Source organism: Rhodocista pekingensis, from assembly GCF_042665545.1.
GTDB lineage: Bacteria > Pseudomonadota > Alphaproteobacteria > Azospirillales > Azospirillaceae > Rhodocista > Rhodocista pekingensis.
Genome location: NZ_JBHTCM010000005.1, coordinates 117067 through 134746, shown reverse-complemented (window position 1 = coordinate 134746; position 17680 = coordinate 117067). Strand labels below are relative to the sequence as shown.

At 70.3% G+C, this 17680-nt stretch carries 15 protein-coding genes; 10 read left to right on the top strand and 5 right to left on the bottom strand.

The window, feature by feature from the left end:
• Positions 1–93: 93 nt before the first annotated feature.
• Both ACFQPS_RS04665 and ACFQPS_RS04660 read left to right on the top strand, forming a co-directional pair.
• Positions 94–249, top strand: coding sequence for a hypothetical protein (locus tag ACFQPS_RS04665; protein ID WP_377356851.1), 156 nt, complete (start codon positions 94–96; stop codon positions 247–249).
• A 9-nt stretch (positions 250–258) separates the two neighbouring features.
• The gene (locus tag ACFQPS_RS04660) at positions 259–963 is read left to right on the top strand and encodes a zeta toxin family protein (RefSeq protein ID WP_377356849.1); all 705 of its coding nucleotides are present in this window, start codon (positions 259–261) and stop codon (positions 961–963) included.
• A gap of 4 nt (positions 964–967) precedes the next feature.
• Here ACFQPS_RS04660 and ACFQPS_RS04655 read toward each other — a convergent pair whose 3' ends face one another.
• Together ACFQPS_RS04655 and ACFQPS_RS04650 are read right to left on the bottom strand one after the other, a co-directional pair.
• Positions 968–2113, bottom strand: coding sequence for an FIST signal transduction protein (locus ACFQPS_RS04655; protein WP_377356848.1), 1146 nt, complete (start codon positions 2111–2113; stop codon positions 968–970).
• Positions 2110–2910: an arylesterase gene (locus ACFQPS_RS04650; RefSeq protein ID WP_377356846.1), complete on the bottom strand. Its 801-nt coding sequence runs from the start codon at positions 2908–2910 to the stop codon at positions 2110–2112. The genes ACFQPS_RS04655 and ACFQPS_RS04650 overlap by 4 nt, the downstream gene beginning before the upstream one ends.
• On the opposite strand from ACFQPS_RS04650, the gene ACFQPS_RS04645 reads away from it, so the two are divergent.
• From ACFQPS_RS04645 to ACFQPS_RS04625, 5 genes are all read left to right on the top strand, one after another.
• Positions 2909–3745: an ABC transporter ATP-binding protein gene (locus ACFQPS_RS04645; protein WP_377356845.1), complete on the top strand. Its 837-nt coding sequence runs from the start codon at positions 2909–2911 to the stop codon at positions 3743–3745. The genes ACFQPS_RS04650 and ACFQPS_RS04645 overlap by 2 nt on opposite strands.
• 7 nt (positions 3746–3752) lie before the next feature.
• Complete coding sequence (locus tag ACFQPS_RS04640; RefSeq protein ID WP_377356844.1) at positions 3753–6356, top strand: ABC transporter permease; 2604 nt, start codon at positions 3753–3755, stop codon at positions 6354–6356.
• Positions 6357–6773: 417 nt separating this feature from the next.
• On the top strand, positions 6774–8480 hold the full coding sequence (locus tag ACFQPS_RS04635; protein WP_377356842.1) for a methyl-accepting chemotaxis protein: 1707 nt from the start codon (positions 6774–6776) through the stop codon (positions 8478–8480).
• Between the two features lie 343 nt (positions 8481–8823).
• On the top strand, positions 8824–11139 hold the full coding sequence (locus tag ACFQPS_RS04630; RefSeq protein WP_377356841.1) for a TonB-dependent receptor: 2316 nt from the start codon (positions 8824–8826) through the stop codon (positions 11137–11139).
• Between the two features lie 67 nt (positions 11140–11206).
• Positions 11207–13000 carry an alkaline phosphatase D family protein gene (locus ACFQPS_RS04625; protein ID WP_377356839.1) on the top strand — a complete coding sequence of 598 codons (1794 nt, stop codon included), beginning with the start codon at positions 11207–11209 and terminating at the stop codon, positions 12998–13000.
• Positions 13001–13103: 103 nt separating this feature from the next.
• Here the strand turns inward: ACFQPS_RS04625 and ACFQPS_RS04620 are convergent, their stop codons facing one another.
• Positions 13104–13709, bottom strand: a complete 606-nt coding sequence (locus ACFQPS_RS04620; protein WP_377356838.1) for a TetR/AcrR family transcriptional regulator — start codon at positions 13707–13709, stop codon at positions 13104–13106.
• A 479-nt stretch (positions 13710–14188) separates the two neighbouring features.
• Here ACFQPS_RS04620 and ACFQPS_RS04615 point away from each other — a divergent pair, with 479 nt between their 5' ends.
• The gene (locus ACFQPS_RS04615) at positions 14189–14824 is read left to right on the top strand and encodes a hypothetical protein (RefSeq protein WP_377356837.1); all 636 of its coding nucleotides are present in this window, start codon (positions 14189–14191) and stop codon (positions 14822–14824) included.
• 20 nt (positions 14825–14844) lie between these two features.
• On the opposite strand, the gene ACFQPS_RS04610 is transcribed toward ACFQPS_RS04615, so the two are convergent.
• A complete protein-coding gene (locus ACFQPS_RS04610; RefSeq protein ID WP_377356836.1) occupies positions 14845–15216 on the bottom strand; it encodes a ribbon-helix-helix domain-containing protein in 372 nt (123 codons plus the stop codon).
• Positions 15217–15436: 220 nt separating this feature from the next.
• Positions 15437–15745 (bottom strand): BolA family protein, encoded by a 309-nt coding sequence (locus tag ACFQPS_RS04605; RefSeq protein ID WP_377356834.1) that lies wholly within the window; start codon positions 15743–15745, stop codon positions 15437–15439.
• A gap of 297 nt (positions 15746–16042) precedes the next feature.
• Between ACFQPS_RS04605 and ACFQPS_RS04600 the strand changes: the two genes are divergently transcribed.
• Positions 16043–16972: a DMT family transporter gene (locus ACFQPS_RS04600; protein WP_377356833.1), complete on the top strand. Its 930-nt coding sequence runs from the start codon at positions 16043–16045 to the stop codon at positions 16970–16972.
• A 64-nt stretch (positions 16973–17036) separates the two neighbouring features.
• Positions 17037–17615, top strand: coding sequence for a J domain-containing protein (locus ACFQPS_RS04595; protein WP_377356832.1), 579 nt, complete (start codon positions 17037–17039; stop codon positions 17613–17615).
• Positions 17616–17680 lie beyond the last annotated feature (65 nt).

Here is a 17680-nt window from a genome sequence, read left to right as displayed (position 1 = left end):
AAACAGACCACTGTCGCGTTGACATGCAGCACGACAGCAATATCCGCCATCGACTTTCCGATGACTGGCAAGGTGAGGGTCAGGACACCCTCCTTGAAGGCCGGAGGCGGATTTCCAAGGATCGCAACCGCCGCCGCGCCGACCGACCGTGACCTCGCGTTCCAGCGCCTGTTCGCCCGGGCCCGGGATGCGGCGATCGCCGATCTCGATGCCCAGGGGATCGAGGTCCACGGCAGCGACACGCCCTGACGCGGCGGCATGGTCGGCGGCGCCGAACCCCAGTTCTGGATCGTCGCGGGCTGCAACGGCGCTGGCAAGACAACGCTGACCCGGCATTACTTCCGGAGCAGAACTGCCGGAGAACCCCTGATTGATCTGTCAGCCACCTGGATCAATCCGGACGCAACGACGGTCGACCTCCGGGGCCTCTACGCGGACTTCTCCCTGACAGGCGCCAATCTGGCGGCGGCCGACGTAAGCCTGCGCCGGCTGGAGGATCATATCGGAAGCCGTCGCCCGGCGCTGATCGAGACGGTCCTGGCCTCGGACAAGTACCTGGCGCCGGTGGAGCGGGCACGCGCAGCCGGTTTCTCCATCCACCTGATCTATGTGACCCTGGAGAGCCCCGACCTTGCCATCGCCCGCGTCCGCCAGCGGGTGCAGCAGGGCCAGCACGACGTCCCGCCGGAGAAGGTGCGGCAGCGTTGGTCGCGGTCGATGCTGCACCTGATGCAGTTCATCCCCCTGCTCGACGAGTTGAAGGTGTTCGACAACAGTTCCTGCCAGACTGGCACCCTGCCGCCGCTCGTGATCTCGAAGGACCCCGATGGGCCGTTCCGCAACCTGCGGCCCGACCTGCTGCCGGAGATACAGCGCCTCCTCACCATGATGCAGCAGGCGGATGATCCGGCAGGCACCATCGCTGCCCTGATCCGGCAGGACCGGACACGTCCCCCGGACTGATCCCTCACAGGAACAACGTCAGCACCCCGGTGTAGCTGTAGAGGCGGTCGTGGCTGATCTCGCCGCCGGCGTAGAAGCCGGCCAGCGGGAAGTCGCCCAGATGCTCGGCGATGGCGCGCAGTTCGTGGTCGGGGTCGCCGAACAGGCCGGGGCCGCGGGCGATGCAGGAGATGTAGACGCCGCCCTTCGGCGTGCCGCCGCCCAGCCGGCGCTTCATCTGGCCCAGCATGCGCTTCAGGTCGGCCTCCGCGGCGGCGCGGTCGCGGCGGCAGAACAGCAGCGGCCGGCCCCGCGCCACGGGCTCGCCCACGGCGATCCAGCCGCGCTGCGGGTCGATGCCCAGCAGGTTGCGCACCAGATAGTCGCCCGTGTCCGACCCGGCGATGGGCAGCCCGGCGAAGACATAGCCGGCCACCCGCTCCAGGTCGTTCGCCAGCAGTTCGCCCACGTCGTGGCGCAGCGCCTCCAGCGCCGGGCGGCCGTCGATCTCCTTGATGATGCTGGCCTCGGCATCGGTGACGGTGCGGGTCGGGCCGATCGGGCTGCACCCCTGGGTCAGGCCGGTGGCGAGCGCCACCCGGTCGGAGAACAGCACCCCCGACAGGCCCCCCTGCGCCACCCGCCCGGCCAGCACCGCCTGCTCCCCGCGCGAGGCGCAGAGCCCGCCGACCAGGAAGCCGCCGGCCCGCCGTGCCACGGCGGTGATCAGCTCGGGCAGCCGCGGCGTGCGCGGATCGGCATGGACCAGCCCCAGGAGCGGCTGCCGGGTGGCGAGCCAGGTCCCGGCCGCCTCCTCCAGCGGGGCCGTGCCGTCGCTCACGGCCGGGAACAGGCGGAAGGCGTCCACCGGCAGGGTGGTCAGCAGCACCGCGATGGCGGGACGGTCGAACACCTCCGCCCCGCGGCCGACGATGCCCATGCCCACCGAGCCCACCCACTGGTCCACGCCGGTGACGCCGCGGAACAGGGTGACGATGCTGGAGAGCTGGTCGGCCAGCGCGTCGGTGACATAGACGAAGCCCAGGTTGGCGCCCGGCGCCGACGGCAGGGCGGCAAGGCAGTTCTTCGCCGCGTCGGACCAGTCCGCCCCGACGGCCAGGGCGGAGGCGAATCCGGTATCGGTGCTGCCCGCCAGATCGGTGACGCTCATGGTGCCGTCCCCCCGTCCGGAGCCGCGGCGGGAGCGGGACCGCCGCCCCCGCCGTCCGGCGCCACCCCGGCGCGCTCCAGGGCCGCGGTCACGGTCGGCAGGATGCCCGCCACCATGATCGCCACGCCCTCGGCATTGGGGTGCATGCCGTCCTCCAGGTTCAGCTCCGGCTGCATCGCCACCCCCTCCAGGAAGAAGGGGTAGAAGGGCACGCCGTGCCTGCGGGCAAGGTCGGGGAACAGGGCGTCGAACGCCTCGGCATAGGGGCGGCCCAGGTTGCGCGGGGCCAGCATCCCGGCCAGCACGGCGGGCACGCCGCGGTCGGCCAGCTTGGTCAGGATGGCGTCCAGGTTGGCGCGGGTGGCGGCCGGGTCGATGCCGCGCAGCCCGTCATTGCCGCCCAGCGCCACCAGCACCAGGGCCGGCCGGTCGGCCAGGATCCAGTCCAGCCGTGACAGCCCGCCGGCCGTCGTCTCGCCGGAGACGCCGGTGGCCGGCACCCGCACGTCGAAGCCCCGCGCCGTCAGCGCCGCTTCGAGCTGGCTGGTGAAGGCCGCCTCCCGCGGCAGGCCGTAGCCGGCGGACAGGCTGTCGCCCAGCACGACGATGGTCGCGGGGGCGGAGGCCGGGGCCGCCGTGGCGGGCGGGCCGGCCGTCAGCAGCCAGACGGCCAGCGCGGCGAGGCCGCCCCGGATGAGCGTTGCCCTGGGGAGCTTTGCCCTGAGGAGTATTGCGTTGAAAAGCCGGCGTCCGAAGCCATATCGGCTGTCTGTTTCCGCGCTGCGAGAGAGAGACATGGGCGATACCCTGCCGTCCGCCGAAGAACCCGTCGTCCTTCTCCGGGAGGTCCGCCTTAAGCTGGACAGTGCCGCAGGAACCGTCAACATACTCAAGGGCATAGATCTGGACGTCGCGGCCGGCGAACGGGTCGGCGTGGTGGGGCCTTCGGGCTCGGGCAAATCGTCCATGATGATGATCCTGGGCGGGTTGCAGCCGCCCACGGGCGGCAGCGTGCGGGTCAACGGGCACGAACTGACGCGCCTGGACGAGGATGCCCTCGCGCGCTTTCGCCGCGACCATGTGGGGATCGTCTTCCAGGCGTTCCACCTCATCCCGACCATGACGGCGTTGGAGAACGTGGCGATTCCCCTGGAATTCGCCGGCCTGCCCGACGCCTTCGAGCGCGCCCGGACGACCCTGGAGTCGGTCGGGCTGGGGCACCGGCTGGGCCACTATCCCGGCCAGCTTTCCGGCGGCGAGCAGCAGCGCGTGGCGCTGGCCCGCGCCTTCGCGCCGGAGCCCGCCCTGCTGCTGGCGGACGAGCCGACCGGCAACCTGGACGGGGAGACCGGCCGCCATGTCATCGAGCTGATGTTCGGGCTGGCGGCGCGCAAGGGCACGACGATCCTGCTGATCACCCACGATCCCGGTCTGGCCCGGCAGTGCGACCGGGTGGTGCGGCTGGTGGACGGGCTGATCGTCAGCGACGGCCGCGGCGACAGCCGCAACGATGCCCGCGGCGACAGCCGCACCGATACCCACGGCGACAGCCGCAACGATGCCCGCACCGATACCCGCGGCAAGGACGGAAGCGGGCAGGAACGGACGGCGCGCACCGTCCCGGCGGCGTGACCCGGCCATGACCGCGCTGACCGACGGCGCCGTGGCGCGCCCCGACGCCGCCGCTCCCGGGTTCTGGACCCAGGCGCGGCTGGCCCTCACCATCGCCCGGCGCGAACTGCGCGGCGGGCTGACCGGGTTCCGCATCTTCCTGGCCTGCCTGACGCTGGGGGTGGGCGCCATCGCCACGGTGCAGTCGGTCTCCGGCGGCATCCTGGACGCGCTGCGCAGCGACGGCCGCGCCATCCTGGGCGGCGACGTGGCGCTGCGCCTGCTCTACCGCGAGGCGACGCCGGACCAGCGCGCCTGGCTGGCGGAGCGCGGCACCCTGCTGACCAGCGCGGAGATGCGGGCCATGGCCCGCGACCCGCAGGATGCCGGCCGCTCCGCCCTGGTGGAGCTGAAGTCGGTGGGACCGGCCTATCCGCTCTACGGCACGTTCGAGATCGCTGACGGCGCCCTGGTGCAGGACCGCACGGACGTGCAGGCGGCGCTGGCCGAGCGCGGCGGCACCTGGGGCGCGCTGATCGAGGACACGCTGGCCGCCCGGCTGGACCTCGCCCCCGGCGACCGGGTGGCGGTGGGCGAGGCGGTGCTGGAGGTGCGCGGCCTGATCGCGCGCGAGCCGGACCGCGCCGGATCGGGCAGTTTCTCCCTGGGGCCGCGGCTGCTGGTGGCCGACGGCGCCCTGGCGGCGACGGATCTGGTGCAGCCCGGCAGCCTGATCACCTGGAGCTATCTGCTGCGCCTGCCCGCCGGCAGCGATCCGGCGGCGTTCCGCACGGCGGTGGACGACGCCTTCCCCGCTGCCGGCTGGCGCATCCGCGACTTCACCGACGCCGCCCCGCAGCTTGCCCGCTTCATCGACCGGTTGACCCTGTTCCTGACCCTGGTCGGGCTGACGGCGCTGCTGGTCGGCGGGGTCGGCGTCGGCAACGCCGTGCGCAGCTATCTGGAGAGCAAGACCGCCACCATCGCCACGCTGAAATGCCTGGGCGCGCGCGGCGGCCTGATCTTCGAGGCGTATCTGGCGCAGATCCTGGCCCTGGCCCTGCTGGGCACGGTGCTGGGCCTGCTGCTGGGGGCGGTGGCGCCGGTCCTGGCCGGCCGCGCGCTGGCCGGGCTGCTGCCGGTCACCGCCCGCATCGGGGTCTATCCCGAGGCGCTGGCCGTGGCCGCCGGCTTCGGCCTGCTGACGGCGCTGGCGTTCTCGCTCTGGCCGCTCGGCCGGGCGCGGGAGGTGCCGGCGGCGGCGCTGTTCCGCGACGCGGTGGCGCCGGGCGGCGGCCGGCCGCGGCCCCTGGTGCTGGCCCTGCTGCTGGCCACGGTGGCGGGGCTGGCCGGGCTGGCCGTGGGCACGGCCGACGCCAAGCTGTTCGCCGCCGCCTTCGTCGCCGGCAGCGCCGCCACGCTGGGCGCCTTCTGGGCCGCCGGCTGGCTGGTGACGCGCGTCGCCGCGCGGCTGGGCCGGCCGCGGCGGCCGGTGCTGCGGCTGGCGCTGGCGAACATCCACCGGCCCGGCAACCCGACCGGGGCCGTGGTGCTGTCGTTGGGGCTGGGGCTGACGGTGCTGGTCGCCATCGCCCTGATCGAGGGCAACTTCCGCCGCGCCGTGCTGGAGACGATGCCGGAGGGCGCCCCCGCCTTCTTCTTCGTGGACATCCAGCCCGATCAGCTCGACGATTTCTCCCGCACCGTGCTGGCGGTGCCGGGCACGGCGGACCTGAACCGGGTGCCGCAGCTCCGCGGCCGCATCAGTACGGTCAACGGCCGCCCGGCGGAAGAGGCGGTGGTGAACCGCGAACACGCCTGGGTGCTGAACGGCGACCGCGGCGTCACCTACCGGGCGGAGGCGCCGGCGGACGACAAGGTGCTGTCCGGTAGCTGGTGGCCGGCGGATTACCGGGGTCCGGCGAAGCTGGTGATCTACAAGGACATCGCCGACGCCTTCGGGATCGGCCCGGGCGACCGCATCGCCGTCAACATCCTGGGCCGCGACATCGAGGCCGAGGTGGCGGCCGTGCGCGACCTGGATTTCCGCAGCATGGGGATCAACTTCACCCTCGTCTTCTCCCCCGGCGTGCTGGAGGCGGCGCCGCACACCTGGCTCGCCACCGTGCGGGCGGAGCCCGACGCCGAACTGGCCGTGCAGCGGGCGGTGACGGAGCGGTACAGCAACATCACCGCCGTGCGCGTGCGCGACGCGCTGGAGACGGTGGGAAGCATCCTGACCAACATCGGGATGGCCGTGCGGGTGACGGCGGCGGTGACGCTGCTGGCCGGCACGCTGGTGCTGGCCGGGGCCATCGCCGCGGGGCACCGCCGCCGGGTCTACGACGCCGTCGTGCTGAAGGTGCTGGGCGCCACCCGCGGCACCGTGCTGCGGGCCTTCCTGCTGGAATACGGGCTGCTGGGGCTGATCACGGCGGCGGTGGCGTCGCTGCTGGGCAGCATCGTCGCCTGGGCCGTGCTGACGCAGGTGATGGAGCTGGAGTTCGTGCTGCTGCCCTCGGCCGTGGCGACGACGGCGCTGCTCTGCACCGGGATCACCCTGGGGCTGGGCTTCATCGGCACCTGGCGGGCGCTGGGCCAGCCGGCCGCCCCGCTGCTGCGCAACGAATAGAATCGAGCGAGCGTCCGCAGTGCGGACGTTCATAATGCGAATTGTCCGCAATGCGGGCAAGGGGCGGGCAAGAGCCGGCGGGAGCGATTCCGCCGGCTTTTTGTTGCCTGTCAGCGGCCGGATCGGGCCATTTAAATGCTTAATAATTAGTTAAAATGCAAACTACATCCGGGAAATCGAAACACTCGACAAGAATCGACAACCTTGAATTGGCGCATACTCCAATATAGGCCCGTGCGCCATTTCGTCATCACCGAATCCGGAACAGATTAATGCGCCGAAAATTTTCCCTGGTCTTGAGTTTGTTTGCGCGAAGCGAAACCATCCGCTACACAGCGCTCTTCCTTCGCGGTGGCGGGTCCCCCTCCGGGACCGGCCCGTCCGGCCCGGCGCCCCGCGCCCTCCTGAGGCTTCGTGATGCGGCTCGATATCAAGACCATGCTCCTGGCGGTCCTGGCGACGCTGGGGCTCCTGCTCGTGGGAACGGCGGCGGTGGGGCTGAAGACCCTGTCCGACGCCAGCGGCAACCTGGAGACCCTGTACCAGGACAAGGTGGTGCCGCAGCGGAACCTGAAGGTGATCTCCGACGCCTATGCCGTGTTCGTCGTGGATGCCTCGCACAAGGTGCGCAACGGCAACTTCACCTGGGCGGAGGGGCGGGCCTCGGTCGCCAAGGCGGTGCGCGACATCCGTGACGAGTGGGCGACCTTCACCACCGGCCGCCGCTTCAGCGCCGCCGAACAGGCCCTGCTGGAGGAGGCGCTGCCGCGCTTCCGCAGCGCGGACGCGGCCATCGCGGATCTGACCCGCATCCTTCAGGAGCAGGACAGCGCGGCCCTGGACGGCTTCGTCAAGGACCGGCTGTACCAGAGCATCGACCCGGTGACGGAGACGATCGCCCGCATCATCGACCTCCAGGTCGGCGATGCCGGGCTGATCTTCGAGACCTCCCGCGACAGCCAGTCCGTCGCCATCCGGCTGGCGGAACTGCTGCTGGCCATCGGCATCGTCGCCGCCGTCGGCGGGGCCCTGGCCGTGCTGATGCGGGTGATCCGCCCGATCGCCCGGCTGACGGCGACGCTGGACGTGCTGGCGCGGGACGACTACTCGGTCGCCGTGCCGCACACCGACAAGGCCGACGAGATGGGCCGCATGGCCCGCGCCGTGGAGGTGCTGAAGCGCCACGGGCTGGAGGCGCGGCGGTTGCGCACCGCCCAGGCGGAGGAACGCGCCCAGGCCGAACGGCGCCGCCACGCCGCCCTGGAGAGCATGGCCGAGAAGGTGGAGACGGAGACGCGCAGCGCCGTGGACCAGGTCGCCGCCCGCACCCACGACATGGACGCCCATGCCGACGCCATGGCGACCTCCGCCGGGCTGGTCACGGCCAACAGCCAGAACGTGGCCGCCGCCGCCGAGCAGTCCCTGCACAACGCGCAGACCGTGGCATCCGCGGCGGAGGAGCTGGCCGCCTCCATCCGCGAGATCGGCACCCAGGTGAGCTATGCCAGCAGCGTCAGTCGCCGCGCCGTGGAGAAGGGCGACCACACCCGCCGCACCATCGACACCCTGTCCGAGACGGTCGCCCGCATCGGCGAGGTGGCGACCCTGATCGCGGAGATCGCGGCCCAGACCAACCTGCTGGCGCTGAACGCCACGATCGAGGCGGCCCGGGCCGGCGACGCCGGCAAGGGCTTCGCCGTGGTGGCCGGGGAGGTGAAGAACCTCGCCGCGCAGACCTCCCGCTCGACCGACGAGATCGGCCGCCAGATCGCGGAGATCCAGGCCGTCACCCGCACCGCCGTGGCCGCGGTGCAAGAGATCGGCCACACCATCGAGGAGATGGACCACATCGCCGGCACCATCGCCGCCGCCGTGGAGGAACAGGGCGCGGCGACGCAGGAGATCAGCCGCAACATCATCCAGGCGGCCGACGCGGCGCGCGAGGTTTCCACCCGCATCGCCGCCGTCTCCGCCGAGGCGACGGCGACCGGCGAGCACGCCGACACGGTGCGCGCCACCGCCGCCGACGTGGCGCACGCGGTCAGCGACCTGCGCACCGTGCTGGTGAGCGTCGTCCGCACCTCCATGGCCGCGGCGGAAGACGGCACCCGCACCGCCGCCTGAGCCGGGACGGGGCCAGGGCCGGGTCGGGGCCAGGGCCGGGACGGGAGACAGGGCGGCGGGACGGACGATCCCGCCGCCCTCCTGTCCTTGCCCGCCGGGGAACGGCGACGATACGGTCGGGGAGCCCGTCAGCGAGAACTGACCTCGGGAGGCGGTTCACTCCCGTCCCCACACACCCCCGATTTCCGGGTCCCGGGCGGCCATGCGTCGATGGTCCGCAAGGGCTACATATATCTGCAACATAATTACGATACAGTGGCGTATCGAAATCAGTGTTGAAGCCATCATCTATTAGCGGCACGGCCTCGCATCGATAATAGATGATGGGGAGGAAAATCACATCATGAAGAAGGTCAGCCTGCTCACGGCGATGCTGCTGGGCACAGGTTCGCTCGCCCATGCCCAGACGGCGACGCCCGCCGGCGCAGCAGAACCTGTGGAGGAAATTCAGGAGATCATCGTCACGGCCCAGAAGCGCGCGCAGCGCATCTCCGACGTGCCCATGTCGATCAGCGCCTATGACAGCGAGCTGCTGTCCCAGATCGGCGCCACGGAACTGAACCGCGTGGCCCAGATCACGCCCGGTCTGGTCATCCAGTTGCAGGACCGTCTGCTGCCCGGCATCTCCCTGCGCGGCATCACCTCCGATGACACGTCCCCGGCCAGCGAGCCGCGCGTGGCCCTGTTCCAGGATGGCATTCCCATCACCCAGATCGCCTCGGCCTATGGCGAGATGTTCGATGTCGATCGGGTGGAAGTGGAAAAGGGCCCGCAATCCACGCTGCACGGCCGTTCGGCGCTGAATGGCGGGGTGTCGGTGTTCCAGAAGCTGCCGACCCCCGAGCTGGGGGCCGAATTCAAGACCGGCATCGGCACTTACGGCTATCGCCAGGTGCAGGGCGTGGTCAATGTGCCGCTGACGGATGATTTCGGTATCCGCGCCGGCGCCCTGGTCCACAAACAGAATGGCTATGTGAAGGATGCGGAAAGCGACGACAGCTATAACAATATCGATGCCCGCGCCTATCGCCTGACCGCCAGCTACGCGCCGGACGGCGCTTTCTCCTTCGATTTCGCCGGCACCTATGACAAAGACGACACCGACAGCGGTGGCGCCTTCAAATCGGGCCTGTTCCTGCCGCTGAACCAGCAGACGGGCGCCGTCGAGGGTGACCTGAATTTCTGGTCCCCGACCCATATCGGCACCTTCGGACAGATGCCGGCCGCCTATACCGACCGCGAGGTGCTGGGCCTCAGCGGCACGGCCCGCCTGGAGATCAACGACAATCTGTCGCTCACCTCCATCAGCGGCTATCGCTGGTACAGCGCCTGCCAGGCCGGTGACATTGATGGCACGCCCACCAACATCATCGCCTATGAACAGTGCAATGGCGGCCGGCAATATTCCGAGGAAGTCCGCCTGAACATCAGCGATGTCGGCCCGTTCGAAGGCTTCATCGGCGCCGGCTATTTCAAGGCCAAGAACGACCTGTCGGTCGATCTGGGGTCGGACGAGCGGGCCATGGCCCTGCTGCTGAGCGGCAACCTGCAACGCTATGCGCCCAGGGGCCTGACCAACAATCAGATCATCAGCGCGCTGGGCGCCAGGGCCGCCAATTACAAGGCCTTCCACCTGGACCGCAAGGTGCAGAAGGCGGATATCGAAACCTACGACATCTTCGCCGACGGCACCTGGCACATCACCGACACGCTGGAAACCTTCGTCGGTGGGCGCGTGACCTGGGACGAAAAGGACGTGTCGCTGCTGGCCAACACGCCGCTGGGCGTGTCAAAGCTGACAGGCAAGGGCCTGCTCATCACCTCCACCCCCGGCGGCGTCGCCGTGACGGCTGACCATTCCTCCACCCTGGTGACGGGGCGCGTGGGCGTGCGCTATGCCCTCACGCCGTCGGTCAATCTCTATGCCGTGCATGGCGTGGGCAAGCGGCCGGATGTGGTGGAACTGACCTCCTCGGGCCGGGCCGACCTGGTGCCGGAGGAAAAGCTGTCCTCCAGCGAGGTCGGCGTGAAGTACCGCCTGTTCAACGGCCGCCTGCAAGGCGACGCCTCCGTCTATCACTACACCTATTCGAACTTCCAGACGAAGCAGCGCGTCGATGGCGTGCTGACCTCGGTCAATGCCGGCGACGCCAGCGCCACCGGCTTTGAGACCCAGGTGAGCTGGCAGATCATTCCCGATCTGTCCGTGCTGGGCACCTATGCCTATAACCATGCGCGCTTCGACAATGGCGCCTATGAGGGCAACCAGTTCCGCAACAGCCCGGACCACAAGTTCGCCATCGGCCTGAACGCCACGGCGGACGTGCCGTTCGGCACCGTGGCCTTCGCGCCCTTCTATAGCTGGCAGTCGCGGATGTTCTTCTCCGACGACAATGACCGCGCCGACCTGCAAGTGCGCACCCCCGCCGCCTATTCCGACACCAAGGTGGACGAGGTGCAGAAGGCCTATGGCCTGCTGAACGCCAAGCTGTCCTTCACGCCGGAAAGCGGCCCCTGGTCCATCGACCTGGTGGGCGAGAACCTGCTGGACCGCAAGTTCATTGTCGATGCCGGCAATACGGGTGACTCGTTCGGCATGCCGACCTTCGTGTCCGGCACGCGCCGCACGGTCCGCGTCGATCTGAATGTCAGGTTCTGACGGCAACCGGGGGCGGTGCGGCCGATCGCACCGCCCCCGGACATCCAGAAACGGAAGAGATGCCATCATGAAAATCAATCGACGCGGCGCCCTGGGCCTGGCCGGTGCCGCCACCCTGTCGGCCACCATCGGCACGGCTGCCGGTGCAGCCGAGGTCTCGGCCGTCAGCTTCCGCCACGGCGTGGCCTCGGGCGACCCGCGCCAGGACCGCGTGATCCTGTGGACGCGCGTAACGCCCGCCCAGGCCGATGCCGGCCCCGTGGATGTGGATTGGGAGATCGCGGAGGATCCCCAGTTCAAGGGGTCCGTCCGTCGGGGCACGGCGCGCACCAGCGCCGCCCGTGACTTCACGGTCAAGGTGGATGTCACCGGCCTGCGGCCGCTGACCCGCTATCATTACCGCTTCCGCTGCGGTGGGCAGACGTCGCCCGTCGGCCAGACCCAGACCCTGCCGGAAGGCAAGGTCAAGGACATGGTCATCGCCGTGGCGTCCTGCGCGCTGTATTCCACCGGCTTCTTCAACGCCTACAAGGAGATGGCGAAGCTGGAGCGGGTCGACCTGATGCTGCATCTGGGCGACTATATCTATGAATATGGCGGTGCGCCGGACCAGTTGGGCATGTCGATCGGGCAGAAGATCGGTCGCGCGCCCACCCCGCTGCACGAGGCCGTGACCCTGGCCGATTACCGGGAGCGGCATTCCTGCTACCGGCTGGACCCGGACCTGCAGGCGGCCCACGCCCGCGCGCCCTGGATCTGCGTCTGGGACGACCATGAGACGGCGAACGATTGCTGGACCGGCGGTGCCCAGAATCACCAGCCCGATGAAGGCGACTGGGTCGAACGGCGCGCGGCCTCCATCCGCGCCTATTACGAATGGATTCCCATCCGGGAGCCCGAACAGGGCCGTGGGTTCGAGGAGATCAACCGCACGTTCGAGCTGGGCGACCTGGCCACGCTGGTCATGCTGGAGAACCGGCATATCGGCCGCAGCCGGCAGATCAGCCTGCGCGACCCGCAGGACGCGCACTGGCTGGTGGTGGACAGGACCGACCCGGCCAAGCCCGTACCGGTGACCGATGCCGCCATCGTCAAGGACGTGCTGACAGCCGCCCGCACCGGCAAGCCCATCCCCGCCCCCTATGGCATCAAGCTGGATACCGACGCGCTGAGGAAACGGATCGAGGATCCGTCGCGCAGCGTGCTGGGCGATGCCCAGGAAAAATGGCTGCGCGCCCAGCTTGAAACCTCCGTCCGCGCCGGCAAGCCCTGGCAGATCCTGGGCAACCAGGTGGTCATGGCCCGCACCACCGGCGTCGATGTCGTCGCCGCCATGGGCAAGGACGGCTGGGAAAAGGCGCTGGCACAGATGACGCCCTATCTGCGTCCCTGGGTCCGCCAGTTGGCCGATCTGCCCCGCGACATCCCGTTTGAATTCGACGGTTGGAATGCCTATCCGGCCGCCCGCGCCCGCATGGATGCCATTCTGGTGGAGTCCGGCGCCCGGCCGCTGATCCTGTCCGGCGACAGCCACGCCTTCTGGATGAACGAGTTGAACGGGGCCGGTCGCCGCCGCATCGCCGCGGAGATCGGCACGACGGCCATCACCAGCAGCAGCCTGGGCAACATGCTGGGCAATGTCGAACTGGGGCCGGCCTTCGCCGACGCCTGCGAGGAGGTGCTGTTCAACCAGCACCTGACCAAGGGTTTCGCCCTGCTGACCCTGTCGGCAGAGGAAGCGAAGGTCGACCTGATCGGCGTCACCACGGTGTTGAGCCGGGATTACAAGCGGTTCACCCTGAAAAGCTACCGCATCCTTCCCGGTACGGACGGCGGCATCAAATCGATCGACGAGGTGTGAACCCGCAAAGGCACGCGGTCCATGGCAGCGGCCCCCCTGCCGGTCGGAGTGAGGCGAAGCCGAACCCCGACCGGCAGGGGGATGATAGATTCCGCAGGCACGGTCAGTGCTTGCTGACCAGGGCGATGGCCTGGTCGACCAGATCTTCCATCTGTGCCTGGGACAGGCTGACCCGGCGGATGGCAATATGGTGAATGAAGCTGCCCATCAGTGTGTGCAGCACGAATTCCACCCTGGCATCGTCGGCCTCAGGCGCCAGACGGCGCAGTTGTGAGACATAGTACGGGGCGACATTGGCCAGATGCTTGTCGAAGACGCGGGCCAGTTCCGGCTTGCTGCGCGCGGCGGAGGCGACATTCAGGATCGCCGCCCCGCGATGCCCCGACAGATAGTCCACACCGACCTGCACCAACATGATCAGCACATCGCGCGGCGACATGTCGTCCCGGATGACGGGTTCCACCCCACGCAACGTCTTTTCCAGCACCGTCGTGACCAGTTCCTCTTTCGTCGGGAACCGGCGATAGAGCGTGGTCCGGCTGCACCCGACCTCCTGGGCGATCGCCTCGAATGTCAGGGCGTCATAGCCATGGCGGGCAATGAGCGTCCATGTCGCATCCCGGATGAGACGATCCTTCTCCGGATCGCGGGGACGCCCCCGGCTCCGGACCGTCTCAGTCTTCGGCCTTGGTTGTACGAAATCCTGCATTTCCCGCGAAAAAGTTTTCTTGCAACGGAGAGAACCAGCCTTCATCGAAGGCGCTTCACACTAGCACCGTCATGGTCGAATTAAGAGTCTGTTTGAAAACGGTTGGCGCGGAGAGCGTGTCGTGATTCAAGCTTCGTATGTAGAACGAAGCGACGCGCGGCCGGATGGCGAGAATCAAGAAGAAGACAAATCGGTATGTGACAGACCTGACCGATGAGGAACGGTCTCTGATAGAACCGCCGATGCTGAAGAAGGCGGATACCGGACGCCCGAGGAATGTGAAGCTTCGGGAGATATTGAACGTGACCTGCACTCCAGCGTGCGTCTTATCAGAACTGGCGTCCTCTGGTTTCATGCTCCGTGGTTGATGGGATTGCAACGGGGTCTGGGCCAGGGCCGGGACGGGAGACAGGGCGGCGGAACGGGCGTGGGGAGTGGCTGTTGGGCGGGGACACGGCTTTCGAGGAGCGATCCCCCCCATGCCGACAGACATGCCGACAGACCTGCCGACGGAACAGACGATCGACCGGCGCCCGGCCCGCGCCCCCGCCGCCGCGCCCGCCCCTGCGCCCGCCCGCCGGCGCCTGATGCCGCTGCTGCTGCTCCCGGCCCTGCTGCTCCCCCTGCCCGCGGCGGGACAGTCGGGGCCGGACGCGACGGCCGGGCGGCCCGCGTCGCCGCTGACGGAGCCGCCGCCGGGCGACGGGCTGCGGCCGGCGCCGCTACCGGGCCGGACGACCGGCGATCCGGCCGGAGGCGACGCGGCGGCCCCGGTGCCGCAGGCGGACCGGCTGGACACGCAGGTGGACGACCGTGTCGATCTGCTGGACCCGGAGGTGGGGCTGGAGAGTCCCGCCGGCGTCACCACCCCCGGGCCGCATCCGGGCAGCGTCGCCCCGCCGCCCGACCCGGCCCTGCCGGACGCGGCACCGGACCGCGGGGTCGCTCCCGGCGCTCCCGGCGCTCCCGGCGCGACGGCGGGCCCGGACGCGACGGCAGGCGGCGAGCCGGTCACGGGGCCGGAGGCCGGCAGCCCGCCACGCCCGGGCGGAACGGAGAGCCCGGCCGGACCGCCGCCGCCCTCGCGCCAGCCCGCCGGCCCGCCGGGCGGCTGAAGGGTGGCTGAGGGGCGCCCTTACGCGGGCGGGGGGGCGGCCGCCGGGGGCAGGAGGGTGCCGGGAAAGGCGCGCTCCACCACCCCGGCGCGGCCGTCGCCGTGGCCGGCGCGGACATGGCCCTGTTCCGTGGCGGCGCGGCGGAAATAGGAGAGCAGGAAGACCCGGATCGCCGCCGTCAGCGAGGCGGCGGGCGGCTTCGCCTCGGCGATCCGGCTGCACACCTCATGGACGCTGCGGCCCTCGCGCCGGCAGACGTCCAGCAGCGCGTCCCACATCTCCGGCTCCAGCCGGACGCTGGTGCGCTGGCCCAGCACGGTGACGTTGCGGATGATCTGGGGGCTTTCCCCCGGTCTGGCGTTGCCCGACAGGCGCTTGGAACGCGGCGGCACGGTGGACGCTCCGGCTACGGATGGGGCTTCGGTCAAAGGGCAGGGCCGGACCCGCGCGGCGCGGCTCCGGCTTGAATGCTATAATATGGCCGGTCCTATGACCCGTTCAACCATTTTCCCGCTGATCGGGTAATGCCCCCGAAATAGCATACCCCAAGGGTTGCACGCCGGACCCGCGCGGCCGGCCCCCGTGCCGGCCGGGCTGGAATGACCGGCGGCGTCAGCGCCGGCTGTCGGTCGCCGCCGCATCCTCTGCCGGGGTCAGGGTGCGGAGCTGGAGCGCGTGGACCCGCTCCTTCAGCTCGTCCGCCAGCAGCTCATTGACCAGCCGGTGCCGGGCCAGCCGGGCCATGCCCTCGAACCGGGCGGAGACGACCTCGACCGAGAAATGCGTCTCGCCCCCCTCCGGGGCGTCGGAGACGCGCCTGTGCGCATGGCCGGCATGCCGGTGCGAAACATCCTTGATGCGCAGCCGGACCGGTTCCAGGTGCCGGGTCAGCTTGTCTTCGATGCGGGTCCTGTAGTCCAAGATGGCCTCCCTCGGGGCGCGGCGTCCCCGCTATCCTTGTCGCGTCCGGGCGTCGGGCGACAGTGCCGCGCCCGGCCGTTCCTGGCAACGCCCGGCAGCATTCGCCCGCCGCCGTGCCGCCCGCCGCCGTCCCGCCTGCCCCGTCCCGCCGTCTCCGGATCCGCGATGCAAGACACGAGCCCCCGGCCTTCAGGCCCCCTGCCGTCACGTTCCCTGCCGTCCGCCCCCGCCACGCCCGGGGCGTCGGCACCCCCGGCAAGCGTTCACCCGACCGGCCTCGCCTCGGGCAGTACCCCCGTGCGGCCGGCCGTGGCCGCCCTGCTGCTGGGGCTGGTGATCCTGCTCTGGGGGGCGAACTGGCCGGTGATGAAGGTGGGGGTGGAGCTGATGCCGCCCGTCACCTTCGCCGCGGCGCGCATGGTGCTGGGCTGCGCCACCCTGTTCCTGGTCGCCGCCGCGGCCGGACAGGCGCGGCTGCCGTCGCGCCACGACCGCCGCATCGTCGTCTGGGTGGGGCTGTTGCAGATGGCGGCCTTCGTGCTGCTGATCGCGCTGGCGCTCCAGATCGTACCGGCCGGCCGCTCGGCCATCCTGTCCTACACGACGCCGCTCTGGGTGCTGCCCATGGCGATGCTGGTGCTGGGCGAGCGGCTGACCTGGATGAAGGGGGCGGGGCTGGTGGCCGGGCTGGCCGGCGTCGCCGTGCTGTTCAACCCGGCCGGGTTCGACTGGGGCGACAGCGGTGTGCTGCTGGGCAACGGGCTGCTGCTGCTGGCCGCCCTGGCCTGGGCCGTGAACATCGTGCAGGTGCGCGGCCACCGCTGGGAGGGCACGCCCCTGTCCCTGGGGCCGTGGCAGGCGCTGGTCGCCAGCCTGGTGCTGGTGCCGGCCGCCCTGCTGCTGGAGGGCGGGCGCGGCATCGAGTGGTCGGGCACGCTGGCCGCCGTGCTGGTCTACAACGGCCCGGTCAGCACGGCCTTCTGCTTCTGGGCCATGGTGACGGTGACCCGGGCGCTGCCGGCCATCACCACGTCGCTGGGCACGCTGGGCACGCCGGTGGTGGGGCTGCTGCTGTCCTCCTGGTGGCTGGGCGAGCCGCTGACCTGGACGAACCTGACGGGGCTGGGCCTGATCGGCAGCGGGCTGGTGCTGGTCGCGCTCTCGGAAAGCCGGGGCCTGGGATCCCGCGGCGGGGGGAGCCGCCGCGCAGGCAGCGGGCGCGGCTGACGCCGGTGCGATCCCGCCCCCCGCCGTCCTTGTCACCCGACCGCCGCCGACCCATACTCCGCCCATGCAGAAGAACCGCTTCGGCCTGTCCTTCGACTTCAACGACGCGCCCCGGCAGCAGGCCCGCCCGTGCGACCATCCGGGCTGCCGCGAGATCGGCGATTTCCGCGCGCCCAAGGCGCGCGACCGCCTGAACGAGTACTGGTGGTTCTGCCTGGACCATGTGCGCGACTACAACAAGGCGTGGGACTTCTACGCCGGCATGTCGGAGCAGGAGATCGAGGCCCAGGTGCGCCAGGACACCACCTGGCAGCGCCCGACCTGGCCCATGGGGCGCTGGCGCACCCAGAGCCGGTCCGCGCGGGAGGACCTCTACAACGGCGCCTCTCCCTTCGGCCCGGAATGGGACGGCGAGGCCGCGGCCGAGGTCCGCACCAGACGCCCCCGCACCCCGGAGGAGGAGGCGCTGGCCGTGCTGGACCTGGAGCCGCCGGTGGACTTCGCCCGCATCAAGGCGCGCTACCGGGAACTGGCCAAGGCGCACCACCCCGACACCAACGGCGGCGACAAGGAGGCGGAGGAGCGGTTGAAGCGCATCAACCAGGCCTACCGCACGCTGCGCGCCAGCTACGCCGCCGGATGATCCTTCCGCCCACGAAACAAAAACCCCCGGCCGCCGCCCGACCCGACCGTTCCGCCGCCGCAACA

Bases quoted from the DNA above. Each gene is read 5' to 3' on its own strand.
- ACFQPS_RS04660 (WP_377356849.1), top strand. From the start codon at position 259: ATGGTCGGCGGCGCCGAACCCCAGTTCTGGATCGTCGCGGGCTGCAAC.
- ACFQPS_RS04655 (WP_377356848.1), bottom strand. From the start codon at position 2,113: ATGAGCGTCACCGATCTGGCGGGCAGCACCGATACCGGATTCGCCTCC.
- ACFQPS_RS04645 (WP_377356845.1), top strand. From the start codon at position 2,909: ATGGGCGATACCCTGCCGTCCGCCGAAGAACCCGTCGTCCTTCTCCGG.
- ACFQPS_RS04650 (WP_377356846.1), bottom strand. From the start codon at position 2,910: ATGTCTCTCTCTCGCAGCGCGGAAACAGACAGCCGATATGGCTTCGGA.
- ACFQPS_RS04640 (WP_377356844.1), top strand. From the start codon at position 3,753: ATGACCGCGCTGACCGACGGCGCCGTGGCGCGCCCCGACGCCGCCGCT.
- ACFQPS_RS04635 (WP_377356842.1), top strand. From the start codon at position 6,774: ATGCGGCTCGATATCAAGACCATGCTCCTGGCGGTCCTGGCGACGCTG.
- ACFQPS_RS04630 (WP_377356841.1), top strand. From the start codon at position 8,824: ATGAAGAAGGTCAGCCTGCTCACGGCGATGCTGCTGGGCACAGGTTCG.
- ACFQPS_RS04625 (WP_377356839.1), top strand. From the start codon at position 11,207: ATGAAAATCAATCGACGCGGCGCCCTGGGCCTGGCCGGTGCCGCCACC.
- ACFQPS_RS04620 (WP_377356838.1), bottom strand. From the start codon at position 13,709: ATGCAGGATTTCGTACAACCAAGGCCGAAGACTGAGACGGTCCGGAGC.
- ACFQPS_RS04615 (WP_377356837.1), top strand. From the start codon at position 14,189: ATGCCGACAGACATGCCGACAGACCTGCCGACGGAACAGACGATCGAC.
- ACFQPS_RS04595 (WP_377356832.1), top strand. From the start codon at position 17,037: ATGCAGAAGAACCGCTTCGGCCTGTCCTTCGACTTCAACGACGCGCCC.